Origin of the sequence: Bradyrhizobium sp. F1.13.3 (assembly GCF_040548265.1) — a bacterium.
In the GTDB taxonomy this organism is placed as follows: domain Bacteria; phylum Pseudomonadota; class Alphaproteobacteria; order Rhizobiales; family Xanthobacteraceae; genus Bradyrhizobium.
The window spans coordinates 109,069-133,139 of record NZ_JBEPRI010000018.1 but is presented as its reverse complement, the minus strand read 5'-3'; the positions used below and the strand labels follow the sequence as shown (position 1 = coordinate 133,139).

Below are 24,071 nucleotides of genomic sequence, written 5' to 3'. Positions count from 1 at the left end.
GCCACCATGGGGCACCCCGATGCATGAACTCGCTCTCCTGCTGTCTCGCATTCAGTTCGGCTTCACAATCTCGTTCCATATCATCTTCCCGGCGTTCACGATTGGGCTCGCAGCCTGGCTCACGGTGCTTGAAACGCTGCATCTGAAGACCGGCCGCGCCGTCTATCAGACATTATTTGAGTTCTGGCTCAAGATCTTCGGTGTGGCTTTCGGCCTTGGTGTGGTTTCGGGCGTGGTCATGGGCTTTCAATTCGGCACGAACTGGAGCGTGTTGTCGAAAATGTCCGGGCCGGTCCAGGGGCCGCTGCTCGCCTATGAGACCTTCACGGCCTTCATGCTGGAAGCAGGCTTCTTCGGCGTGCTGATCTTCGGCCGCTCACGCGTGCCGCCGTGGTTCTACCTATTCTCGACCGCGATGGTCGCCGTTGGCACGACATTGTCGGCGTTCTGGATCATGGTCAACAACAGCTGGATGCAGGTGCCGGTCGGCTACGTGGTCGAGAATGGCGTCTTTGTGCCGACGAGCTGGACCACGATCATCTTCAATCCGGTGGTGTGGGTGCGTTTCCCGCATATGTTGCTCAGCGCTTACCTCACCGGCGCATTCTGCGTAGCCGCGACAGGCGCTTGGTACATGCTGCGCGATGTGTATTACGCTGAGGCCCGGATCATGCTGCGCATGGGACTGTTCCTCGCCGCGGTTCTCATTCCGACCCAGCTGTTTTTCGGGCATCTGGTCGGAGACTACGTGCACAAGTATCAGCCGGCGAAGTTCGCCGCGATCGAGGCACGCTGGCACGACGAGCAGCCGGCAAGCGAAGTCCTCATCGCGATGCCGGACGAGAAGAGGCAGTCGAACCGCTTCGAGCTGAAGATTCCGTTACTGGGAAGCATCATCGCGAGTTCGAGCCTGACTTCGAAGGAAGTCGGCCTCACCTCGTTCCCGCCGCAGGATCGTCCGTCGGTGGTTATCCCCTTCTTCACGTTCCGCATTATGGTCGGATGCGGCCTGATCATGCTGTTCCTCGCCTGGTACGGCTCGTACTCCGCGATCAGGAATCGCGTCATGCAAAACCGCCTGCTACTCATCGGGGTTTTCCTGAGCTTTCCGTTGCCGTTCATCGCGATTCTGACCGGCTGGTACACGGCGGAAGTCGGTAGGCAGCCCTGGGTCGTCTACGGTGTGCTGCGCACTGCGGATGCCATGACACCGTTCCTCACCGCGCGCAGCGTGTCGATCACGCTCGCCCTCTTCGGGGTCGTATATCTATTCATCTTCCTGTTCGGCATGTTCTACATCTATCGCCTGCTTCGCGCCGGCCCCGCCGCGCCAATCAACCAGGCACCGTACGATCCGGCGCCGAACCGGCCCATCTCAATCGGTGACGAAATCCCCGTCAGCGGGCGCGCCTACGTCGGCGCTGGAGAATAGTGTCATGATAATGTTTTGGGTTGCGCTTCTCACGATCAGCATTCTTATGTACGTGCTGCTCGATGGCTTCGATCTCGGCGTCGGCATTCTGTTTGGGTTGACGCGCGAGGAGAGCGAACGCCGCGCCATGCTGGCAGCGGTCGCCCCCGTGTGGGATGGCAACGAAACCTGGCTGGTTGTCGCCGGCGTCACCCTGTGGGGCGCCTTCCCGCCGGTTTATGCGGCGCTGCTCTCTGCCTTCTATCTGCCGGTCATCTTCATGCTGCTCGGGCTGATCCTGCGCGGCGTCGCGTTCGAATTCCGCAACAAGACGCAGCGCCTGCAGTGGGTCTGGGATGTGAGCTTCAGTGCCGGCTCGCTCGTCGCTGCCTTCATGCAGGGAACGATGGTGGGCTCGCTCGTGGAAGGCCTACCGTTCGTGCAGGGCGAATACGCCGGTGGCGAGTTCCACTGGTTCACGCCGTTCGCGCTGTCTTGCGGCGTGGGTCTCTGCATCGGGTATTCGCTGCTCGGCGCATGCTGGCTCGTGCGCAAGTGCGAGGGCGAGGTGCGCGACATCGCACGACGCCGGATCCAAACGCTTTCGCTTGGCCTGCTCGCGTTCCTGCTGTGGGTCTTCGGCCACGCTCTCGTCGAGCACCTTGCGATCCTGCATCGCTGGATCGAGCTGCCCTATCTATTCGTCTTCCCGGCAATTGGGGTGATCGCGGCAGGTGTGCTCGGCGTCAGCGTCGTGCGTCACAACGACTACTGGCCTTTCCATATGGTTGCGCTGATTTTTCTATCGGCGTTCGGCACGCTCGCGCTGTCGTTCTGGCCGTACATGATCCCGTTCCAAATCACGATCCAGCAGGCAGCGGCACCAGAGTCCAGTCTAGCGTTCATGTCGTGGGGGGCGATCTTTGTGTTCCCACTGATGCTGCTCTACACGCTGGTCGGCTATCGAGTCTTCCGCGGTAGAGTCGACAACACGCCAGCGCACTACTGATCAGCAATTTCATCGCAGCGGTCATCCGGCAAACAGACAAGCAAGCAAAGAGGTTCACATGACTGCTAAGAGCATGGAAACTAACACCTTGAGCGTTGCCGAGGCCGCTGCCGGCTTTCCGCCAGCGCGGACATTGCACACGTCAGGCTCGGGCAGATTGCTCAGTACGCGACGATGCGGGCGACCATTTGTTCCTAACCCGTCAGGTCAGCTGCGGCTCTCAGCTTGGTTCAGTGTTGGGGGAGAAGCTCCTCGAGCTATCGCTCAGATGCGGGTTCACCGGTCTTCTCCCTGCACATCATCAATGGGCCCTGCTGGCGCTCGCGTTTGGTGTGCTTATTGTGTTCCTGGTGGTCGCCGGTTCACTCGGGATCGAGTCTAAGAGAACATGATGCTACGAGCCGAGCTGATAAATCTGCACATGCAGCATTGGCCGGAGTAGGTGGCTTAGGAGCGCAGTCGCATGCAGACGACGACCGCATCGCCACGCCTCGGCGGGGTTTGGACGGATACGCCAACCGGTGCGGCCCCACCGCTTCTTCACGCAGTGCGGCTGTGGGCTTCCGTCTGTCTCGCGCTATTCCTGGCGTTCTGGCTCGAGCTCGACAATCCATTTTGGGCCGGCACGTCGGCGGCAGTCGTATGCCAGCCGCAGCTCGGGGCGTCGCTGCGCAAGGGCTGGTTTCGAATGGTTGGCACTGTGCTCGGCGCTACAACAGTCGTGGTGCTGACTGCGTGCTTTCCGCAGGATCGGATTGCCTTTCTCGGGGTCTTGGCACTGTGGGGTGGTGTCTGCGCTTTCGCCGCTACGGGGTCCCGCAACTTCGTGTCCTACGCGGCGTCGCTTGCCGGCTATACGGCGGTGATCATCGCCGCCGAAAACCTCGGCGCGACCGGAGGAGCGAGTCCGGACATCTTCATGCTTGCGGTCACGCGCGCCAGCGAGATCTGCATCGGTATCGTGTGTGCAGGCGTTGTCCTCGCCGGGACAGATCTAGGCGGCGCTCAACGGCGGCTGGCCGGGGCATTGGCCGATTTGGTGGTCGAGATTGCTGGCCGATTTACGCGCATGCTTGGCCTCGCGGAGCAGCTGTTGCCCGATACGCAGGCCGAGCGACGGGAGCTCGCTCGGCGCGTGCTCGCACTCGACCCGATGATCGATGAGGCGCTCGGCGAATCCAGCCACCTGCGCTATCAGTCGCTGTTGTTGCAAACTGCTGTCTTCGGCCTGTTCAGGGCGCTCGTTGGTTGGCACGGGGTCGCGACGCGTCTGAGCCGCTTGCCGGAAGCCGAAAGACGGGAGGCGGGAACCATCCTGCGCATTATTCCGCCCGAGTTGCAATCCGCGGGGAACCCAGGCTCGTCGGAACGCTGGATTGCTGATCCTATGCCCCTGCGCAGTGGTTGCGAAGGCGCAGTGCGCACGCTGCTGGCGCTGCCGGCCGAAACGCCATCGCTGCGGCTGCTCGCCGACGAGAGCGCCAAGGTTCTGGTTGGCATCTTAGACGTGCTCGATGGAGTGGCGCTGCTCGTTGATGCTCCTTACCGAGCTTTTGCTGGCCATCGCGGCCTCCGGCTCAGCGTACCTGATTGGATCCCTGCTCTCGTCAATGCGGGACGCGCGTCTCTGGCGATCAGTATGGTCGAGCTGATTTGGGTAGCTACAGGGTGGCCGGATGGTGCCTTCGCGATCCTCATTGCCGCTATCGTGCTGCTGCTGCTATCGCCGAAAGGCGACCTTGCCCCCGCTGGCGCGCTGGCGGTAACGATTGGCGTGACCGCCAGCATTATTTGCGCAGCGACGATCAAATTCGCCGTGCTGCCATCGTTGCAGAGTTTCCCGGCCCTTTGTTTGGCCCTCGGTCTTTTTCTCATTCCTGCCGGCTTTAGCGTGGCCCGGTGGCGCACGCCGGCCTCGATGGCAGTGTTGAGCACCATGACATCCAGTTTCATGTCCCTCGTCTCACCAACCAATCAGATGACGTATGACACGGCGCAGTTCTACAACGTCGCGGTGGCCGTTTTCGTTGGTTGTGGTGTCGCTGTGCTGTCGTTTCAGCTGCTGCCGCCGCTGTCGACGGCGCTCCGGACGCGCCGGTTGCTCGCCCTCACCTTGCGCGACCTGCGCCGTTTCGCGACGGCCTCGCTGCTTCCGAGATTGGAGGACTGGGAGAGCCGCGTATACGGCCGATTGGCCGCATTGCCCAGCGAAGCCGAACCCTTGCAGCACGCGCGACTGCTCGCCGCGCTTTCAGTCGGCAGAGCGATCATCAATCTTCGCCACGCGGCTCCGCTCCTTCGGCTGATGACGGAATTCAACACCGCGCTCGAGGCCTTGGCGCAGGGAAACAGTGCGGTCGCCATCGCGCGACTGCATCAGCTTGACCAGCGCATTGCTTCCAACCCCGATACACCGGAGCCTTCCATCGCACTTCGCGCGCGCAGTCGCATCCTGGTCATCACCGAGGCGGTTGCCGAGCATGCATCCTACTTCGACGCAAGGGCGATTGCATGAGATTCGCTGAGATCGACCTGTTCGGGGTTTATGTTGCGCCCATCTCGCTCATGATGGTCGGCGCTTGGCTCGTCACGATCGCGCTGCGTCGCTTCGCCAGCCGCTCCGGATTGCTGCGATACGTCTGGCATCCGGCCCTGTTCGTGTCTGCAGTGTACATCATGGTTCTTTCATCCTTCATCCTGATCATTGCCAAATGAGTTCGTCATGACTGCTACTGACGTTACATCCACGCGCCGCGAAACGGTGGACGACCGCAGCGAACCCGTCTCGTCGCCGTCGCCTCCGCCGGAATCCCGCACTGCGACCAGCAGCAGAATGGAGATACGTCCATTTCTGATCACGCTGGCAGCGGTTGCACTTGCCGGGCTGCTCAGTTGGGCGACATGGGGCGCCTACATGGGGACACCGTGGACGCGCGACGGCACCGTGCGCGCCTATGTCGTCACGACGGCTCCCGAGGTCGCGGGGCGCATCGTCGAGCTGCATGTGGCCGACAACAAATACGTGCGTAAAGGCGATCTGCTGCTGGTGATCGATCCAACCAACTTCACTATTGCGGTCAGCCAGGCTGAGGCGGCGGTGCAGCAGGGGCAGGCGAACGTGCAGGGTATCGACGCTCAAATGAACGTCCAGCAAGCGCAGATCGATGCCAGCGAGGCCCAACTACGGCTGGGGCGAGCCGCACTCGTGTTTGCACAACAACAGGCCGAACGTTACCAAAAGCTGGCGAAGGACGGCTATGGCACAGTTCAGAATGCCCAGCAGTTTACCTCCCAGCTGCGGCAGCAGGAAGCGTCGGTGCAGTCGGCACAGGACAGCCTCAATCAGACGCTGCGGCAGGTCGCGACGCTGAAAGCGCAGCGCCTGAGCGCCGAGGCGGGTCTCGCGCAAGCCAAAGCCCAGCTGAACCAGGCGCGAGTGAACCTCGAGCGCACGCGCATTCTTTCACCGGTCGATGGCTATGTGACGAACCTGATGGCGCAGCTTGGCGACTACGTCAATGTCGGCGTGAACACCATTTCCCTTGTCGATGCCAATTCGTTTTGGGTTGATGGGTATTTTGAGGAGACGAACCTTGCGCCGATCCGGGTGGGAGATCCGGCGCAAATCAAGCTGATGGGCCACGATCAGATCGTACACGGTCACGTCGATAGCGTCGCCCGCGCAATCAACGTCGCGAACGCGCAGCCAAACAATCAGGGGGTAGCTACTGTCAACCCGATTTTCACATGGGTGCGCTTGGCCCAGCGCATCCCGGTTCGCATCCATATCGACGACGTGCCGTCTGGCGTCGTTCTTGCAGCCGGCATGACCGCTACCGTTCAGGTAGACGATCGATCTCGCGTGCCAGACAAATCTTCGCAAACGAGTGAGGTCATACGATGAGAAAACGAGTCATTGTGCCCGTGCAAACAGCCATGACCGAGCACGGGCAAACGCTTGAAATGGATGCCCTCGCGGGCGCCGGCCGACCGGTGCGGCCGCTGGTTGATCCGTTCGCGCGTGCGATCACTTATCTGCGCGTCTCGGTGACGGACCGGTGCGATTTCCGCTGCGTCTATTGCATGGCCGAGAACATGACGTTCCTGCCAAAGGCCGACCTTCTTAGTCGCGAAGAGCTCGATCGCTTGTGCAGCGCGTTCATAGAACGTGGCGTGCGCAAGCTTCGCTTGACCGGTGGCGAGCCGCTGGTGCGGCGTGGGATCATGACGCTTTTCGGCTCGCTTGCCCGGCACTTGCGCTCGGGCGCGCTGGAGGAACTGACGCTGACGACGAACGGCTCCCAGCTGGCGAAATACGCCCACGAGCTTGCCGCCCTGGGGATCAAGCGCATCAACGTCTCGCTGGACACGCTTGATCCGGAAAAATTCCACGCGGTGACGCGCTGGGGCGAGTTGGACAAGGTTTTGGCCGGCATCGATGCTGCGCAGGCCGCGGGCCTCGAGGTCAAGATCAACACGGTGGCGCTCAAGGGTATCAACGAGAACGAGCTTAGCGACCTGGTGCGCTGGGCGCATGGCCGCGGAATGGGCCTCACGCTGATCGAGGTCATGCCGCTTGGCGACGTCGGCGGAGGTCGGCTTGACCAGTATCTGCCGCTTTCGCTCGTGCGCGCACGGCTTGCCGACCAATTCACGCTGCAAGATATCGGCTACCGGACTGGCGGCCCTGCCCGCTATATGCGCGTGGCTGAGACGGGTGGCCGACTGGGCTTCATTACGCCGCTCACGCACAATTTCTGCGAGTCCTGCAATCGCGTGCGCTTGACCTGTACCGGCACATTGTACACTTGCCTTGGCCAGGAAGCCGCCACCGACCTGCGTTCTGCCTTGCGCGCATCGGAGGGTACTGGGCTGCTCGACCGCGCCATCGAGGATGCCATCGCGCGCAAGCCCAAGGGACATGAGTTCATCATCGACCGGCGACATCAGCGCCCCGCGCTCGCCCGCCACATGAGTGTGACGGGCGGCTGACTCGCGGGGTTGCATGGCAACCTCTATCTATCTGGAAATGCGGGCGACCTTACGCCTACCCAAGGTGATGATCGACGGTCGGATGGATGCCGGCGCATAGAACTCGGCATGGTGGTCGGCCTGATCTGCGACATCTCGAGAGTCAAAGAGCTGATCGATCGCATCATCAGCGAGGCCGAACAGATCATCCGGGGACGGCTGACCGGCTTCCTTGATGGCCCTCTCGGTACCAAATTAACTCGCGCGATTGCCTCGGAGCGCCGTGGGCGATTCGCTCAGCAGCGACGATCACGATACGAAAAGCGCAGCCAGTTTGCTCGCACAATTCCGGAGGGAGAATAAATGTAGCCATAGCGTACGCATCATTGTGTGAAACCGGGGAAAATGGGCGCACCCGACACGATTCGAGCGTGTGACCTTTGCCTGCGGAGGGCAAACGCCAACCAACCCCGCTGTCCACCACCGAAGGGAATTGAAGGGTTGGGCCAGTACTTGGATGAGCCACGATGGATTCCATGAAAAGATTGGTGGCGAAATGCCGGTCTCGTCCGTAGCTCGAATGGTGGGTTTTCGCCTGAGGAGCGAGAGGTCAAGTCTTCAAATAGTTAGCGCGCGGCGTGGCACGATGTCTCCCGAGAGTCAAACAATCTAGAGGTAGCCAACGCGAACACCGTACTAAACGCTCGTTGGTGTGGTCTGCGACTGTGGATACTCCCGAGAGGGTTTGATTTCGTCCCGCATGGCCGACGCCAAGTGGAGTTTGCGGAATGAACGCATATCGAACGACGGCTTCTGGCGCAAAGGGGTCACTCACGGGGGCATCGTCATGGGATGGAACGCGCTAGAGGCGCCCAGGGCGGCAACAGTACCCATATCATTGGCCGAGTACCATTCAGCGGGTATTGCAAGAATCTCCCTGCATGAGGCTACAGCGCAGCCAGACAAGATTTGAGAGCTTCCCGCCTCAGAAATCTGCAGTTGCTCCCAGGAGGATGCTCTCTGCGCCACGCACCTCCTCAGTCAAGTCTTGTCTGTGAATGTTCTTCCCCAACAAGGCCAACGACGACCAACCCTTACTAATAAGACCTGATTGTAGGCCAACAGAAGGCCAAAGAGATTTCTTGTCACACCCCACGCACTAAAGCTGCAAGTTGGCAGCAGAGCGCCTGAAGGCGGCCGCGGCCGGATATCATTGCCTCTCATCAACGCCATCCCTAGCTAACAGCCAGGTTCAGTCGCGCGGAAAGGCAGCATGAGCAACGTTAAGACGATGCGGTTTAATATCGACGTGCCAGCCGATCTTGCTGTTGCGGTGTCGAGGGCGGCAGCCGAGGCCGGAATGACTGCCGAGGCCATGATCACCGAATGCATTGGTCAGCAGTTCGAAACCGCTCTGCGTCATCGGGTACTCATCCAACGTCAGAATGATGTCGACGAGGCTTTATTGGAGCTCGCGCGCCTCGTCGGGCGCCTGAGCGCCGGAGCAAATCAGCCGTCGACGGGCTTATGCCGCTACCGACCCGCGGACACGAAGTGACCGCAACATTACATGCACTTGGCTGCGGCCGCAGCGCCGGTGCCTATTATACCGACGATCCCAACCGCGAAGCCCGGCCACGGACCCGTGACAACTACTATTCACAGGGTGGCAGTGGGACATGGTGGTCAAGAGGCTCAACCATTGTCAGGAACGGTGCGCCGGTCGATACAGAAACGTTCCGCGACCTTTGCGCGGGGGTTGACCCTCGGACTGGCAAGCCGTTGGTGCGGGGTGCCGGTCAGCAGCATCGAGCTGGGTGGGATATAACGTTTTCGACGCCAAAGACCTTCGGCATCCTTTGGGCCGCCGGCACGCCTCAACAGCGCGCCGTGTTGGAGCGCATTCAACAGGAGGCCGTCGATCAGGCGCTTCAGTTCATGGTAAGCGAACGTCTTGTCGAAGTGAGGCTCGGCGCCGGGGGCCGGTCGCGAGAGGCGCCGGCCGATATCTCGGTTGCAAAATTCCCGCACTTTACCTCGCGGGAAGGGGACCCCGCCTGCCACACACATTCCGTGTTGTTAAATTTGGCAAGCCACGGGAAGAGAGTTCTGACGGTTGAGCCCAAACGGACCTATCGGTGGCAGCTCGTCTTGGGTTCAGCCTTCAGAACAGCATTGGCGCAAAAACTGTGCGAGATTGGATGCGCGCTCAGGCCCGCGGGCCGCGATCAATTCGAAATCGCAGGAATTCCCGAGGCAATGATCAAGCATTTCTCGAGGCGTTCACAGCAAATCAAGGCCTGCGTAGGGAACGATGCGTCCGCGGCCGAGAAGGAGATCGCAAATCTCTCGACTCGCCGCAGCAAGGTGACGGTGCCAACTGAAATGGAGCTCGAGGAACGGTGGAAGCGGGAATTTGCAACGTTCGACATTGACCCGTGGACGGCCGTTCTTGAGGCCGGGCGGGCGCCGCGCCTACAGCAGAGTCCGGAGATCACTCCCGATTTTGATCCGCCGGAAATTCCAGGTATCACTTGTGTTGCGACAGCGGCATCAACCCTCCTTCGTACCGAGAGTGTACTTACGCGTAAGGCCTTGCTGCACCGCTCGTTTGTCGAGGCTGCCTTGCATGGCCATAGTATCGAGACGGTCTACAATGAGATAGCGAACCTGGAAGCGGCAGAAAAACTCGTTCGCCTAGATCAAAGCCAAGCTGGCCAACATTGGACGACACCTGCAATCGCTGCGGAAGAAGCAAAATTGCTTCGTCTAGTCGCGCAGCGCGTACCCGGATCCTGGTTCAAATCCGAGGCGGTCGAGGCTGCGCTGTCGGCCGCCCCGCGTCTATCCGAAGAACAGCGCCAGGCCATTCGGCTGGCAGCGTCCACCGATCCGGTTTGCCTATTGGAGGCGGGTGCGGGGACTGGTAAGACGACTTTGATCAAAGGCGCGGTCGACGCCGCTAGGCGATCGGACCTGAAAGTCATAGGTCTCGCGCCGTCCTGGGTCGCGGCTGATGAACTTTCATGCTCGGCAGGCATCGAGGCAGTCGCGATCGCTCGGTTTCGCCACGAACTGGCGTCGGGCCAACGCTCCATCCCAGACGCGAATACGGTCATTATCGTGGACGAAGCCGGAATGGTCGGGACGCGAGACATGGCGGCTATTTTTGAGGCTGCGACGATCGGATCCTCGCCCGGCGAACTTAACCGCTCCCCGAAAATCCTACTTTCCGGAGATCGCAGGCAACTGGCGTCGGTGGGTGGCGGCAGCGCGATGAAGGCCGTTTCCGATATTATCGGACGCAAGGCAACGCTGAGTAGGGTCCTGCGACAGTCCGTCGATTGGCAACGGGCCGCATCAGTTGTGATGGCCCAAGGCGATTCGCAGGCTGGCCTGCGGACTTACGCCGAGCATGGCTCTCTCGATCTAATTGCGGGCAGGAAGGCTGCGCTGGAACGGGCTATCGAGGCCTGGCAGGAATTCAGGCGGTCTCACGGCGATGATGTTCTTATCGTTACCCGCCGCAACCGAGATGCTGTGGCACTTAATCTCATCGCTCGCGACATTTTGCGTCAGGATGGCCAAATTCGAGGTGATGATCTCAGGGTGCGAGCCGTCGATCGCGATGATGTCCCGGGTCCCTTCTTGCTTGCAATCGGGGATAAGCTCCGTTTCGGGGAAACACTGCGCCAACACGGAATTCGAAACGGCACCCGCGGGACGATAGAGAAATGCTGGCGGAGCGGCGACGGCTTTGCTCACATTGGAATCCGGCTTGAAGATGGCCGTCTCATCCAAGGCCCCTGGTCCGGCTTTGTCGACCAACGTCGACGTCGCAATTCAGGCGTTCCGAAAGTAGTTCACGCTATCGCGGGCTCCGCGTATTCTGCACAAGGTCGGACCGCATCGGCCACTGTGCACTATATCGGGAGTGCCACGGACGCTCGCGAGACCTATGTCGCTTTGACCCGCCACCGTCATGATGCCCGGATCGTGGTCGAGAGCCAGCGGCTCGATGCTGCTTGTCGCGGGCACCAAGCGGATCCTCGAAATCCGGCGGCGAGGTCAGCAATGCTCGAACGGCTGTTCGATGAAGCTGGTCGATATCACGAAAAAGCTAATGTCGTGGATTTCGCGGCGGATCGACTTGAGTTCATAGAAAAGGGTGCCTTGTGGGGACCCAAATCAAAAGGTATTCTTAATATCCTGGCCGCTTTCAATACGTCACGCCGGCTTGAAGAGGTCGCATGTTCAGTCAGCGGACGTGCGCATGACCTTGCGGCCTACCTAAGACAATTTGTAACTAGCTTTTTGCCAGATCGAAAAATGCCGGCAAGCGTCAGGTCAATTCTGACTAAGGTGCAATCGTATGCGCACCGCCAGTCGAAGCCCAAGCTTCATCTACAAAAAAGGTTTGTTGCTTATGAATACGAAAGATAATAGGGCCCCAGGCTAACAATCAGTGTTAGGTCAGTGTCGTTACGAGGGAGCATCCGTCTTCCCACCGTGGATGGCGAGTTCGCAAGCTTCTTGCGTGCCGCAGAGGTAGAGCAGCGACTTAGCGCGCGACATTCCAACGTAAAGCGTCTCCCGATCGCGAACGGGCGAGCAACCATCGAGCGCCCAAAGGATGACGACGGCGCGTTCCAGACCCTTGAACCGCGCGACGCTGTCGACAGTGATCGATCCGGGCCGGTAGGCTTCGAGCCTGTCAAACTTCGCGTTAGCTGGTATCGGATTGGTGGTGAGCGCGCGCTCCTTGATGTCGCGGTCCGTGGTCTGGCATAAGAGCACGGCGATGTCGTGTGGTGCCACCTTCTCCTCGGCCACTAGCCGAGTGACGAGGGCCGAAATGGCGCGTGCCTGTTTGTCGACACCGATCGCAGTGATGAGCTCCGGTTCAATGCCAGGTATGCTTGGTGCCTCGACCGTCGCGCCCCGATAGTAGCGGTATGCGGCTGCGTGGATGGATCCGGTATTGCGGCAGTTCCGGTCTAGGACGATCGGCTCGCCCTTGATAGGGATGGCGGCAGACCGACCATAGATGTCCTGATTCTCGTCGAGGAAGACGTAGAGTAGGGCCTCGTCGGGGCGGGTCAGTAACATCTCGATGGGCATCCAGAATTCATCGCCAAAGTCTTGCGCCTCGTCGACGACAATTGCTTCGTAGGCGGGGCCGAGGGCGTCGACCGCCATTGCAAGTGCGATGGGCTGGTGATGGTCGTAGATGTCACCACCCGGATAATCTCTACGACATTCTGCCATTAGGTCGCGTCCAAGCTCCCCCTGCGCTCGGGCGATCCACCGGTGACAAACTTGGTGGAAGCTTGCCACTTCGAGATCCTTGATGTCGCTGCACTGCTCGCGAAGATGATCAGCGAGCCCGCGGTTGTAACAGACTAGTAAGGTTCGAAGCCCTTCTTCGGCGAGCCTTTCTGCTTTCTGGCGGGCAATTAGGGTCTTGCCGGTGCCAGCACCGCCAGCGATCATCACGCGCCGCTGGCGTGCCAGGAAGTCGAGAACGGTTGCCTGCCTACGCGTGAGCTCAATACGTTCGTGCTCTTCGTCATGCAGCCGGGCGGAGATAAGCGGCCGGGTCGTCGCGACGCGCGCGAATATGTGGCGGATCGTATCGACACCGCGGCTCCCGATCGCGACCGCTCGCCGGCCGCGCGAGTTCTCATCGCGCCAGTAAGAAAAAGTTCGTGTCGTCCATGCGGTGAGGGCTTCAATATCGCTGCGATCGCCCATGATCTCGGACGGCGCGTCGGGTCCCTTGAGACGTACGCTGTCGCTGACGTCCGGAAAAAATGCGGCATGGCCAAGCGTGAAGCGGCCGATGCGCAAGAGTTGCCACGCAGGATTCTCGTTTAGCTTCTCCAAGATGCCATATTTCCCCCGCTTCGCCTGCTCGAATGGGTTCTTAATTAAATGCACTGCATCATTGCGATCGGTCGAGGTCCAGCGGAGCTTGCGATAGTCGAGATCGATCCGACCGCCTTTGACTTCGATAACCAAGACGCCGTGTTGAGGATGGCAAATGAGTAGATCGCTCTCGCCGTCACGGGGGCCCTGTCCGCCCGGTTTCGATATCCATGCGACCGATTGTAGTACGAGATAATTGTCGTCGAGCTGGTCCGCCAACGCCGAGAAGAGACGCATCTCAGCCGCGGAGGTAGCAATGACGATCTCTGGTGCCGGGATGCAGATCGCCACTTTCAGTCCACGAATTTAAGATTGGAACTGTATGGAATGTAACGACGGCCCTGGATTGATCCGAAATCCACGGTGACGAAGTGCGCGACTCCACGCTTTTCGACCGCAATAATTTGTCCCGGTCCCCATATCTCGTGCGCGATCTTAGCACCGATTTTGATGCTGATGTCCTGGGCGGTTGCTGTTTCCTCGGCAAGAAGCCTCCATTTGTCATCGAACCAATATTCCTCAACCTTGGAGAAGGGATTGGCGATCGCGCTTACACGCTGGCGCTGGAGATCGCGCGCGTTCTCCACCACATAGATCCAGAAATCCTCAGGGTGCGTTTCTGCCATGCCGTATTGAACGTGGGATAGCTTGATGCCCCGCTCCGTCCATTCACCTTCGAGACCTTTGACCTCGATGAGACGTCGGGAGGTGCCGTCGGCAGTTCTAGAGATAATGTCGTAGCCGTGATTGGAATGCGGTTGCTCTTCAGGTAAACGGTCCCGCGTCTGCTCGTATTTCAGCACAGCAGTGATCGCTGCGATGTCGATAATATCCGAGGTGTCGTCGTCGTCACCGACCCGTCGGGTCGGGTCGGACCGGTCCGCGCCTGTGCTGACGTACGCCAGCATTCGAGAGCGCCGGGTCTGCCGCTCTCTCTTGGTATCTTGGTGCCGCGACCCGTCCTTGGCGCCCAACCCGCTGGAGGGAGCGGTTGAACCATGTCTGCCGATGACTTCACTGCCGCGCAGGCTCTCTCCAACCGAAGCGTTCTTGGGATCAGCGCCGAAAGTACCGTTGGCGTCCTTTGATTTGAATACATCACGGTTTGGGGGCGTGGGCGACTCAGCGCCATTCTCCTCGCGCCGCCCGTCCACGATGTCGTCGCATTCGCCGTCAGCCGACTCCTCCTCGTCATCCTCGTCGGATTTCCTGCTGGTTAGTCCCTGATCTGTGGAGTCGGATTGGTGGCCTTCGAGCAAATCATCTTCTACCGGATCCGCCGGCGTATCGCCCAACTGCCCGCCCAGGGGCAATTCGTCTACAGCTTCCTCAAAGGGTGAGAACCCCGAGTTCCTTAGTTCCTGCTCTGCCGCGCTCCACGTGGATAGGGACATCACGAACGTTGCGGTCATGACTACTGGTCGCATGTCAATGCTCTGAGTGTGCCTCTCAAGCTGCGCAATCAACCCTCGGAAGGCAGCAGCCCAGTTCACCGACTGCCCTTCTTGTGCTCGAACGTGCAAGATATTGGACTCAGGGTCATAAAACGAGGCGGCTAAACTGACCGGAGACCGTACGGGAGGGGCGAATTCGAGGATTTCAGCGTGCAGTTGCAGATTATCGGTGAATCGGATTTCGATACACGAAAGGATTTCGCTCAATGCCCTGCGGAACTCTTGGTTCGGCGCGAGCCACAGAAGTAGGTCAGCTCGTTCCCGCAGGAGGCGAGTTGCCTCGATCCCGAGTCGCTGGTCTGGCTCCGAGGAGAGCCGAAGACGAGCGATTTCTGACAATGGCACCACGCTCATCTGCCTGAAGAACCTTGCAGCGGCGGTGCGATGGACTCCTAACGGTTGAGCCACCAACCGCTCGTCCAGCGTGTTGCCAAACGGCTCAGCCAACCAATCAGAGTCGGCCCAAACGGCGTCCACTGTCCAGACGGGCGCGCCATTGAGGTTGAGAAGGGCATATTCCCCATGGAGACCGTCAATAGCCCGCTCCGCCTCGTCGGATCCCTGGTCTAGGGCGTCGGCGAGCCAGGCGACGCAGCGCGCATGGACATCGGCGTCCTTGGCCGAAGGATGCGCTTGACGGGCAATTTCCTTGAGCAAGTTGGCATAGTTTGCGGCTGCGGGGATATCCGCTACTCCAAGGCGGCGGTAGAGGGGGTCGCGCTGCCTCATGCGAGAGGAAGCAGCGTGCCAATGGCCGCCGAAGGGTGGTGGAATCCAGAACACCTTATCTGCCGGCAGGTAGCGCTCTAGCTCGCCATCGTAGATGAAATCAGTACCGATTAGGCGATCGATGCACTCAACGTCAGTCGTCTCGAGACGTTCGTTCAGGATCGCGTAGGTCGTGTCTGGTGCTTGTATTCCCTTAGCCATACAGTACTCGAGATGAGCCACGACCTTTTCGGTTGGCGGCTCCCCTGGCATGCCTAGGAAGTCAAGAAAATCGGGGAGCGCGCCACCGCCTTGCCGCAGTGGCAGCAGATCGACGATTGGAACTTGCGACGAGAAGCCGGTAGCGCGGAACGCTCGATATACGTTGCTCGGCTGATATCGCTTGCCTGCTACGCGCTCGCCGCTAACGGCTGCAGGGAGAAAGGCTATCTCGCGAAGTTTCTCCAACTGGCGACGGTCGCTAGGGCTTAGCCGCGACCATCGTTCGAGAATGTGACGCACGATCGGCGCGGTCCTGTCGGCAATTTCGTCAATTGCACCTGCCTTCGCGATCTCACCTACGCGATCGACGATGTGCTTAGTTGACACCGTCGCGCGCATCCCAAGCCTATTATTCAGCAGGTCACTGAACCGACCGCCGGCACGGCCAGCCGGCATCCACCCCTCATCGACCCAGTGATCACCATGGTCCCCTAACAGGACCTCAAGAGCGGCCGACCAATAGTAGCAATCGCGCGGTCGCGCATAGCTACCGGCCCTCGTTCGAATGAACGCTTGCTCCGCAAGCGGTTCAAGGCCACCTTCCGCATCAAGCTCCGCCTGGTGCTCAACGATTGCAAGGATCAGTGCGGCATACTGACCGCGGTCTAGATCTGCCGCCAGGATATCTTCAAGATGGTCCTCGACGTACTCTTTGAATGAGAGAACCTGAACTCCGAGGACAGTGCGGGCGAGCTGATCCATGCGCTCGCTGATTAGCGCCATGTCAACCAGCTCGAAGTATCCGATAGGGTCCGCGAATCCCCCCGGAAGTCGGCCGCGAGATGGCGAAACGAACCCGTCAAGGGTCCGAAGCATGGGTACCTCGGCCAGGATCGCGCCCGCCCGCGGCGTTCGGGGATCGATTTCGAAGGCCGTCACCAAGTCATAGAATCTGCGGACGCTGGGACCATCGGTGCCGATCACTGTGGCGGCGGAAGAGACGTCGATTATCGTTTTGGCCAGATGGCCGGCGAGATCGTCGAATCCATAAACGTCAATCGCATTCCAGAGCTGAGAGTGGTTGGCGACCTCGCGGTGAACCATCGGGCAGTCAGCGACATAATTTCTGATCTCTTCGGCCTGAACGCCGCTCGGGGGACGCCAGAGTTCGTCAATGGTGGCGGGTTCCCCTTCTGCGTCCAGGAGGAAGGCTGCCGCCTTTAGCCGCGCAAGCACAGCGTCGAAGCCTTTAGCGGACCGGCCCTGGTCGATCATGATGTCGATCGCGGTCCAGAGCGGTCGCAAGTGTGGGTCGTCCAGCGTTACCTCAGGGCGTTCCCCGCGAGCCTCAAGCGCGTCGACGATGGTCGACAGCCTGAGCGGCGTGACGCCCACTGATGAAAACACAGTCCACAACGAGCGCAGGTCGGGATGTAGTAGCTGCAAGCCTAGATTCGCCAGCGCAGCTAGTTCGGCGTTGGCCATCTGCTCGGGCGGCAAATGGCACCCCGCCGGACAGCACCATTTATCCCCTACGCACCAAACAGAGAGCTTAGCCTTGGCAAATTCGCTGAAAACGTTCCAGAATTCGGAGAAGCCCCTTGTGTGGCGCAACGCGAAGGCATTGTTGCCGAGCTCCCATAGTCGGAGACCGCCAAGAAGGTCGCGTAGCTCCTCGAACGCCTCGCCGATAGCATGCGCCGCAGTATCGAGCAGAAGTTCGTTCCAATAGCGCTCGTGCTGCTCACCGCTAAGCACGATCGACCGGCGGTTCGGATGAGGAAAGAAGTCGCCGTTGACGTGAAGCGGCATGCCGGATTTTTGCTCTGTCGGCAAATAGGCGTAGAGCAAACCCTCAATAGGGTCGCCAGCCAGCGGAACAGCGACTTGGACGCTGAGGGAGCGGTCGAGCTGCGCGAGTGTTGGATAGTCGGTATAGATATCCCGCTCAGCAGCAAGGTTTCCTGCATCGCGCGTTAGAATCTTCCATCGCTCGACCCGCTCATCAGGAGCTATTTCGAGTGTCACCAATCCGCCGTCGCGACGGATGGTGACCGACCGGTCAAGTGTCCCGTTTCGTCTCAAGTCAACGCGCCGAAGGTGCCGCAGGAAAAAGAGTCCACTCCCCATAACATTGCCGATGGCCTCGACGAGCAATGTTGCCACGTTGTTCGGGGTCGGTGAGGCGTTCAGCGCCTGCCGGGTCGGTGAAGGCATCGACGCCCAAGGCAACTCGAACTCGGTCCCTCCGCCATCAGGCACTCTTGTCGTCGGCGCCGCACCCCTCAGGGGATCGAGCTGCATCTCAATGCCGACCGAACGGACGATAGGGATATCCGTGATCTGGTAGACCGACACGAAGCCAATCCCAAAGCGGCCTATCTGCCCACTGGCGTGGATCTTGTTGCGGCTCCCCACCCTGGAGATCGCGTGAAAATTGCACGAGCGAGAGATTCCGTCAGGATCGCCATTCTCCTCCCACGGACAGCGCTTTGCCCCCAAACCGCAATTCGAGAACTGGCCGTCGTTCCACACGACAAGAGCGTCATCGCGCACATCGAAGCTCAGCGTTCCGGCGCCGGCATCGTCAGCGTTCTGGATAAGCTCAAGCGCCATCACGTCGAAGCCTTGAAGTCCCGCCAGCGCCTGCTGAATGTTGCCGAGTAAGTCGGCTTCATAGCTAAGGTCGATCGGCTCTGGCGCGGGCATGATGGCGGGGTTGCTCATGCGAGATGATCGCCATCCGCAGGCATCGATAATCCAGTTTGCTCTAGCATGTACGTCCTCCTCCGCGAAGATAGCGTGTGGATTCGTCCGCATTCAAGGAAAAATTGTACGGGCACGATCGCCCCTAGCGAGCCAATCGTGCAGGTTGATTGCACCGAACTTCTGGAATCCATCGACGCCTGCTGCGAATGGATTCGCAGACGAGTGTTTCGGGAAGTCAGTAAACGCGTGTCCAAGGGAAGCAGTTAGCTTCCGTTCTGCGTTAACCAATTGAAGTTTGCTGTAAAAAAGATGAGGAGAGCGCCGAGCAACTCAAACGTTTAGTTTGCAAACTGCTTACCTTCCTCGGCTTAATGTTCCTCCGCTGTTGGCCTTCAAACGGAACGAAGAACAAGCAAACATCCGTGCGCCGGAATGACCAAAGTGCGGATTGCTGCCTTTGACATAGCAACCACGACACCCGAAGGACTCGAAACATGAAGCCGGAATTCACGTTCGAACGTAAGGCGCCGGCGAAGTACATCGCCCACACCAGCAAGGAAGAGCAGATCGTGACTATCCCCGATCAGGTCGCCCAAAATCAGAAGGCGTTCGACAACAAGCCGTTCCCTGCGATTTTCAGCACCCACGGCGGCGACAAAGAGCACATTGTCTGGCTAGACGCCTCCGCCTACGATATCCGCAGCAACTGCAGGCTCGTTCCGATCGTCAAGGACTGGCGCCTGCGGGTCAACTACGAAGTCCGCGCGCGGCTCGTCGATGACCTGCTCGCGGCAGGTTACGAAATCTCGCTTTCCGATCGCGGAGTCGAAGACTACGTCAGCCGCAAAGGCGGACGCGAGAAGCTGCTGTCAATGCTCGATGACGTTGATGAAATCGACATGTACGTCTATCAAGTCGGCAAGTGCGAACGCATCGCTTGGATTTACATCGTCAATTGGAACTCGGGTGCCGAGGTCATCGGAGACTGCACCGAGAACATGAGCAAGATCACCAATCGGGTTTGCAAGTGGGCCGAGAAGAAATACGGGACCAATCCGCGTCTCCGGCTGCCGTCTTAATTACCAAACGAATACCCGGCCCGCGGCGCTCCCACCGGCGGATCTCCCGAGAAGGAATCGAACATGGCCGAGCGCTTCCAGCGCAATCCGAGGGAATACGTCGACGCCCAAACTCCGAGCGTAATTCTCCACTCAACGGATAGTTGACGCATGGTGCTTGCCGTCCTCCTCCATGTGCGGATTGGACGCGCGCTATTCGTGGCACGTGCGGAAACTTACTTCGCGATCGCTACCCAGTTTTTTTCGACCAGAGCTACCTCTTTAGAAACCCTGTCGTAGCCTGCATCCTCCGCCCGCAGAAGGCCAACTAGATGCTTCTGAGATTCAAAATCGAATCCGAAAAGTTTTTCTAAGTAGATGGCCGAAAATGCCGGCTGGAAGTATGTCTCGCGATCAGTTTGCCATAGAATACATCCTCGCATGATCCCATCGCGCAACTTCCTTAGCATTATCGTGCGAACCGACCCTTCGTTTACCGACATTAGGTGGATCAAATCGGTTTCTTGGCTAATGTAAAGTTCGCCATCAATCGTTCTGGTGGTGTCGACTTGGTGAGGCAACACCTCTCGAAAAGCTAACACTCGGACCGCATCGTCCCACTTGATCTCGAAGATTGTTCTTACGAAGAGGCTTGGAACTGAAAAACTTCTTGTGTACGCGAAATAGCCGCCTTCGTACTGCTTATATGGACCGCGTGCGTACGCACCATATTTGAAGTCTGCAACTTCAATTGCAGCCGTAGAAGGATATAGCTCGGGCTCAATTTTCAGTGCCTGACAGATATCCTGAATGCTTTGCGCCTGTACCGTCGCTTCGCCATTAATTAGATCGCGAACGACTCGGATGTCTCGCCCGCTCTTCGCCGCAAGCTGCGCCCGTGTCCAAGACAGGCTAATCATCGCTTTTTCGATTTTAGCGCCCCGTCGGCGTCTAAACTCGCGTTCCTTATCAGCATCCGTCAGCATTTTGAGGCGCCCGCCCACACTGAGAATGTCCAAAAATGCCATTCAATGCGGCGGCAGCATTTCATTAACCATGACCGATGGGAAGCGCATTCTGAACAGTGTTCACGTTGTTGGGGGTTCTCGCCCCTGCAGGTTGCATCGAATAGATACGGGTCATCGACAACGTCGATCTCGGATTTGCTCCCGCTGTCAACGGGACTGACCGAGCTAACCCGTGGAGACTACTCATGAAAACGATCTGCAAGATTGCCTTGGCCGCCTCGGCCGCCTTGGTCGCAACCATCTCAACTGCATCGGCCCAGTATTATGGTCCGCGTCCCTATCCGGCTCCGTACGCCCGTCCGATGATGGGTCCGCCCGGCGGTTACATGGGACCGCGCCCGATGATGGTGCGTCCAATGATGGGGCCGCCCGTTATGATTCCGATGAACGCCGGCCCTTACTATCCCCAGCAGGCCTATCCCCAGCAGGCCTATCCGCAGCAGGTTGATCCCGGCTACGGTGCTCCCGCTGGCAATGAAGGTATGGGTGTCGATCTGAGCGGTGTGGGGCCCTACGCGGGTGCTGCGACAGGCCGTGTGCTGATGAGCAATCCGTACACGGCACCCTTCGCACCTTGGGCGGCGGGCCGGGTGAATGCTAATGCGCAGTCGGCGGGGCGCGAATATGACCCCGGCGCAGCGGCGGTCCGGACTTTCACTGGTGTGAGCCCGCGCGACATTCAACAGTACGGCCCGCTGGGTGGTCCCAACTCCGAGGCGCGCAAGATCGTCACGCTGGGCGGCCTCTTCAAGTTTTAGAGACGTCTAGCCGTGCACACCCTTTCGGCCAAAAGCCGAAGGGGTGTCTACGCTTTCCGGGGTCTTTCGTTGTATGTCCAGGCACTCGCTAAAGAGCGAAGGGCAAGGACCACACCTTGTTGACAACCCCGGCGAAGGCGGTAGCGCTATTGCTTTGGCGCTACCGCTTTTTTTGCTGAACTTTTGATTGCGCGGGGCTGGCTCATTTTTGCCGCCTGCGCCGATCGCCGGCCTTTCTCCGGCGCGCCGCAAGTACGAGCAGCGTCGAGCCGACCGCGCCGGTCTAGATCTCGAAACCTACGTCGCGATGAAGATCGGACGCACGCCGCGCCCCACACCAAAGCATATGCAGCGGCGGCTCGCGCTCCGAACGCTCCCCCCGACCGACCGCTGGTCCGACAACGACTTCGTGCTGAACTCGATGAGGTATCATCACTTCCACCCCTGCCAGACGATCCCTTCGCGCGGACATGTCGACCGGACGAACGACTTGATCTTCGCCGAAGTCCATGGTGACAATTCCACGTCGTTGCGATCTTTGGCCATGAAGTGTTCGACCACGAGAGCGCCGAACGTTTGCGCCCATGGTCAGCGCACGACGATGTCGCCTTTCCGAGGAGCGGCTGCCCGCTCGGTCGCGATATCAGCGCTAAACACCCTGTCCTGTCACACGTTTCAATCGGTCCACTACGCCAAGCAGTGCGCGAAATGGATCAGTAGACTGGAGCCCCTCTTCGACAGGTCGATTTCGGCAGCCAATCTCTACCCGCCGGATCATCCAGTGCCGCTCCGTCCGAGATTTTCGCGGACTTTCTACCATCTCGGCTTCTCCATTACCGAGGAGACCTAGCCCGCAAACTTTGTGCTCATGCGGGGCTGGAATTAGCGCGTTAAGCGCCGCGCCTCTACACTGCGCGAGCCGACGTTCGCTGCCGATACCTACGGCACCCCACGACGCTTCCTGGAGACGCAGCTGCCGACGCGGATGGGAGGATTTCACTGGGAAATCCCGAAATCTTAGGCGTAGAACAAATCGTTATCGAGGGCATCCAGGAGATCGGCGATAATGGCCCGCACCTGCTTGCGCGAATACAACGGTGAAATATAGTCAGTCTTGGGCAACGTGATGCGGACGCCTCTCGGGGTGAGCGATGTCATCGTATACGTATCCTCCTTGCGCGGTTTCGCCATGCTGCGTTTTGTCATGCTGTCTCTCGATCTCATGGGTCTGGAACACGCCGGTAGTGTTTGCAGGCAAAGTCGACATAAGCGAGAAGATTCCGAATTCGACCGTCTCGAAGGCGTGGAAAACCCGAAATGGGGAAGCTAACTTTTCTTCGCGACAACCAGCCTATAGTGACCAGCCTACGATTCGCTCCTGGATTGCAGCCCTACTTATGTTCTGGTCTGGCGCGCCCTTCCGCCTACTGCTGTCCAGAATTGATACAGCGAGCTTCGCGGCCTGCGATCGCGGATTTTGTCCGAGAATGTCCCTTTGGTTGTCCACAATCAAAAGCCTGATCGTTGAATAGGCCTAACGTCGAACCTTGGGTGGTCTGGGACCGAGATTGGCTGTTCATGAAAAATCTGTCGAGGGAGTGTCGTCGCGAGCTTCTAGCGGCGCTTTCTGCCGACGAGAAAGCCATCACGCTTCAGTGCGGAAATTGCGGCATTCGCTAAACGTGGCGGCCTTGCCGTCACATGCGAAAGAGGTCGACAGGCCACGCCCCGTCACGTCATGATCAGGCATCGAAAGTCTTAGAAAGGAGTCTTCCCGTGCCGGTTTGCGATCATATTCCCAGGCCGACCAATAGTGAAGATACCGCATCTTACGAGCGGTTTGCCGAAAGCCACAATATCCGGGCTCTGCCCTATCTCACCGTGACCGATTTCGAGACGGCTACGATGATCGCAGATCGGCTCGCGCCGAGGATTCTGGGCAAGACCGTCATCGAGATCGGCGGCGGAATCGGCATGCTGTCGGTTGCCATGGGGGCGATAGCGCAGCGCGTCTACTGCATCGAGGCCAATCCGCTCTGGTCGATGACGTTCGCGCAGTTTTTGCTCGAAAAGAAGCCGAAAAATGTGAGCTTTCTTTGCGGTGCGGCCGATGAATTCCTCGGCTGCATCAAAGGGGACGTCGCCGTTATCTGCACGAATTCGGACGTGAGGGGCATGAAGCTCATCGGAGCGCAGTTCGCGAACGCCGTGGTCGACGTGTACGGCGAGATGATCGAGGGGAATCCGGAAGCCTTCGATCCCTGGGCCCGTACCGTGCGCCCGTTCGCCTAGCTTGCGAGGCAGAACATCTATCGTCGCCCGGCGCCGAAAATGGCCACCGGGCTCGAGGCGTCAGAGGCGTCGTAGTCACGGCGCGGAGGAGGATCACCATGACCACTAAGACCGATAGCCACGCCCGACGCTCCTTATCGAAGGTGGGCGGTGAGGAGGGCGTCGACGCCGAAGGCCGCGAGTACGTCACCGCCGGCATCCATGCCCCCTCGATCTTCGCCTGGGCTGTCGCCCACGGCTGGCACAAGCCCGACACCGACCGCATCGCCAACGTAATCGCGTCGTGCTGGGGACTGCCTCACGAGATCGCGGTCGAGATCGTGGCCAAGAAGCGCCCCTACGAAGTCGATCCGGCGGACCAGGCCGTTATCGTTCGCTATTGACGGGTCTAAATCGACCTCGCGCCCGTCCGAGGACGAGAAGCAGTGTCTATCGCTCGCTCGCGCATTTCGAACCGTCGGACCGAACAACATTGCGACCCGACCTACGCATGACCGTTCTCAGGTCACGGAGCTCCATTGCC

16 protein-coding genes and 1 pseudogene are annotated in these 24,071 nt (G+C 59.4%); 13 read left to right on the top strand and 4 right to left on the bottom strand.

What is annotated here, in order from left to right:
• The first annotated feature begins 19 nt into the window (after positions 1–19).
• From ABIB66_RS35230 to mobF, 9 genes and pseudogenes are all read left to right on the top strand, one after another.
• On the top strand, positions 20–1,432 hold the full coding sequence (locus ABIB66_RS35230) for a cytochrome ubiquinol oxidase subunit I (protein WP_354257774.1): 1,413 nt from the start codon (positions 20–22) through the stop codon (positions 1,430–1,432).
• 4 nt (positions 1,433–1,436) lie between these two features.
• On the top strand, positions 1,437–2,420 hold the full coding sequence (cydB, locus tag ABIB66_RS35225) for a cytochrome d ubiquinol oxidase subunit II (RefSeq protein ID WP_354257831.1): 984 nt from the start codon (positions 1,437–1,439) through the stop codon (positions 2,418–2,420).
• 463 nt (positions 2,421–2,883) lie between these two features.
• Positions 2,884–4,935, top strand: coding sequence for an FUSC family protein (locus tag ABIB66_RS35220; protein ID WP_354257771.1), 2,052 nt, complete (start codon positions 2,884–2,886; stop codon positions 4,933–4,935).
• Positions 4,932–5,135, top strand: a complete 204-nt coding sequence (locus ABIB66_RS35215) for a DUF1656 domain-containing protein (protein WP_354257768.1) — start codon at positions 4,932–4,934, stop codon at positions 5,133–5,135. Before ABIB66_RS35220 ends, ABIB66_RS35215 begins: the two co-directional genes overlap by 4 nt.
• A gap of 7 nt (positions 5,136–5,142) precedes the next feature.
• The gene (locus ABIB66_RS35210; protein WP_354257766.1) at positions 5,143–6,324 is read left to right on the top strand and encodes an HlyD family secretion protein; all 1,182 of its coding nucleotides are present in this window, start codon (positions 5,143–5,145) and stop codon (positions 6,322–6,324) included.
• A 59-nt stretch (positions 6,325–6,383) separates the two neighbouring features.
• Positions 6,384–7,412 (top strand): GTP 3',8-cyclase MoaA, encoded by a 1,029-nt coding sequence (gene moaA, locus ABIB66_RS35205; protein ID WP_354257827.1) that lies wholly within the window; start codon positions 6,384–6,386, stop codon positions 7,410–7,412.
• 58 nt (positions 7,413–7,470) lie between these two features.
• Positions 7,471–7,631: pseudogene (locus ABIB66_RS35200) on the top strand (nitronate monooxygenase); the annotation flags it as partial.
• 1,033 nt (positions 7,632–8,664) lie between these two features.
• Complete coding sequence (locus ABIB66_RS35195) at positions 8,665–8,949, top strand: hypothetical protein (RefSeq protein WP_354257763.1); 285 nt, start codon at positions 8,665–8,667, stop codon at positions 8,947–8,949.
• Positions 8,946–11,834 (top strand): MobF family relaxase, encoded by a 2,889-nt coding sequence (gene mobF, locus ABIB66_RS35190; protein ID WP_354257760.1) that lies wholly within the window; start codon positions 8,946–8,948, stop codon positions 11,832–11,834. The genes ABIB66_RS35195 and mobF overlap by 4 nt, the downstream gene beginning before the upstream one ends.
• Before the next feature lie 39 nt (positions 11,835–11,873).
• Here the strand turns inward: mobF and ABIB66_RS35185 are convergent, their stop codons facing one another.
• Complete coding sequence (locus ABIB66_RS35185) at positions 11,874–13,610, bottom strand: ATP-binding domain-containing protein (RefSeq protein WP_354257757.1); 1,737 nt, start codon at positions 13,608–13,610, stop codon at positions 11,874–11,876.
• A 2-nt stretch (positions 13,611–13,612) separates the two neighbouring features.
• Positions 13,613–18,430, bottom strand: a complete 4,818-nt coding sequence (locus ABIB66_RS35180) for a protein NO VEIN domain-containing protein (protein ID WP_354257754.1) — start codon at positions 18,428–18,430, stop codon at positions 13,613–13,615.
• 476 nt (positions 18,431–18,906) lie between these two features.
• On the opposite strand from ABIB66_RS35180, the gene ABIB66_RS35175 reads away from it, so the two are divergent.
• A complete protein-coding gene (locus ABIB66_RS35175) occupies positions 18,907–19,491 on the top strand; it encodes a hypothetical protein (protein WP_354257751.1) in 585 nt (194 codons plus the stop codon).
• A gap of 215 nt (positions 19,492–19,706) precedes the next feature.
• On the opposite strand, the gene ABIB66_RS35170 is transcribed toward ABIB66_RS35175, so the two are convergent.
• Complete coding sequence (locus ABIB66_RS35170) at positions 19,707–20,498, bottom strand: helix-turn-helix domain-containing protein (RefSeq protein ID WP_354257748.1); 792 nt, start codon at positions 20,496–20,498, stop codon at positions 19,707–19,709.
• 185 nt (positions 20,499–20,683) lie between these two features.
• On the opposite strand from ABIB66_RS35170, the gene ABIB66_RS35165 reads away from it, so the two are divergent.
• Entirely contained in the window at positions 20,684–21,256 is a 573-nt protein-coding gene (locus ABIB66_RS35165) for a hypothetical protein (RefSeq protein WP_354257745.1), read from the top strand.
• A 1,017-nt stretch (positions 21,257–22,273) separates the two neighbouring features.
• Here the strand turns inward: ABIB66_RS35165 and ABIB66_RS35160 are convergent.
• A complete protein-coding gene (locus tag ABIB66_RS35160; RefSeq protein ID WP_354257742.1) occupies positions 22,274–22,462 on the bottom strand; it encodes a hypothetical protein in 189 nt (62 codons plus the stop codon).
• A gap of 570 nt (positions 22,463–23,032) precedes the next feature.
• On the opposite strand from ABIB66_RS35160, the gene ABIB66_RS35155 reads away from it, so the two are divergent.
• A complete protein-coding gene (locus ABIB66_RS35155) occupies positions 23,033–23,548 on the top strand; it encodes a hypothetical protein (protein ID WP_354257739.1) in 516 nt (171 codons plus the stop codon).
• Positions 23,549–23,646: 98 nt separating this feature from the next.
• Complete coding sequence (locus ABIB66_RS35150) at positions 23,647–23,931, top strand: hypothetical protein (RefSeq protein WP_354257736.1); 285 nt, start codon at positions 23,647–23,649, stop codon at positions 23,929–23,931.
• Positions 23,932–24,071 lie beyond the last annotated feature (140 nt).

Excerpts from the sequence above, each read along its gene's own strand:
- ABIB66_RS35230 (WP_354257774.1), top strand. The coding sequence starts at position 20 with ATGCATGAACTCGCTCTCCTGCTGTCTCGCATTCAGTTCGGCTTCACA.
- cydB (WP_354257831.1), top strand. The coding sequence starts at position 1,437 with ATGATAATGTTTTGGGTTGCGCTTCTCACGATCAGCATTCTTATGTAC.
- ABIB66_RS35220 (WP_354257771.1), top strand. The coding sequence starts at position 2,884 with ATGCAGACGACGACCGCATCGCCACGCCTCGGCGGGGTTTGGACGGAT.
- ABIB66_RS35215 (WP_354257768.1), top strand. The coding sequence starts at position 4,932 with ATGAGATTCGCTGAGATCGACCTGTTCGGGGTTTATGTTGCGCCCATC.
- ABIB66_RS35210 (WP_354257766.1), top strand. The coding sequence starts at position 5,143 with ATGACTGCTACTGACGTTACATCCACGCGCCGCGAAACGGTGGACGAC.
- moaA (WP_354257827.1), top strand. The coding sequence starts at position 6,384 with ATGGATGCCCTCGCGGGCGCCGGCCGACCGGTGCGGCCGCTGGTTGAT.
- ABIB66_RS35195 (WP_354257763.1), top strand. The coding sequence starts at position 8,665 with ATGAGCAACGTTAAGACGATGCGGTTTAATATCGACGTGCCAGCCGAT.
- ABIB66_RS35180 (WP_354257754.1), bottom strand. The coding sequence starts at position 18,430 with ATGAGCAACCCCGCCATCATGCCCGCGCCAGAGCCGATCGACCTTAGC.
- ABIB66_RS35175 (WP_354257751.1), top strand. The coding sequence starts at position 18,907 with ATGAAGCCGGAATTCACGTTCGAACGTAAGGCGCCGGCGAAGTACATC.
- ABIB66_RS35170 (WP_354257748.1), bottom strand. The coding sequence starts at position 20,498 with ATGGCATTTTTGGACATTCTCAGTGTGGGCGGGCGCCTCAAAATGCTG.
- ABIB66_RS35165 (WP_354257745.1), top strand. The coding sequence starts at position 20,684 with ATGAAAACGATCTGCAAGATTGCCTTGGCCGCCTCGGCCGCCTTGGTC.
- ABIB66_RS35160 (WP_354257742.1), bottom strand. The coding sequence starts at position 22,462 with ATGACAAAACGCAGCATGGCGAAACCGCGCAAGGAGGATACGTATACG.
- ABIB66_RS35150 (WP_354257736.1), top strand. The coding sequence starts at position 23,647 with ATGACCACTAAGACCGATAGCCACGCCCGACGCTCCTTATCGAAGGTG.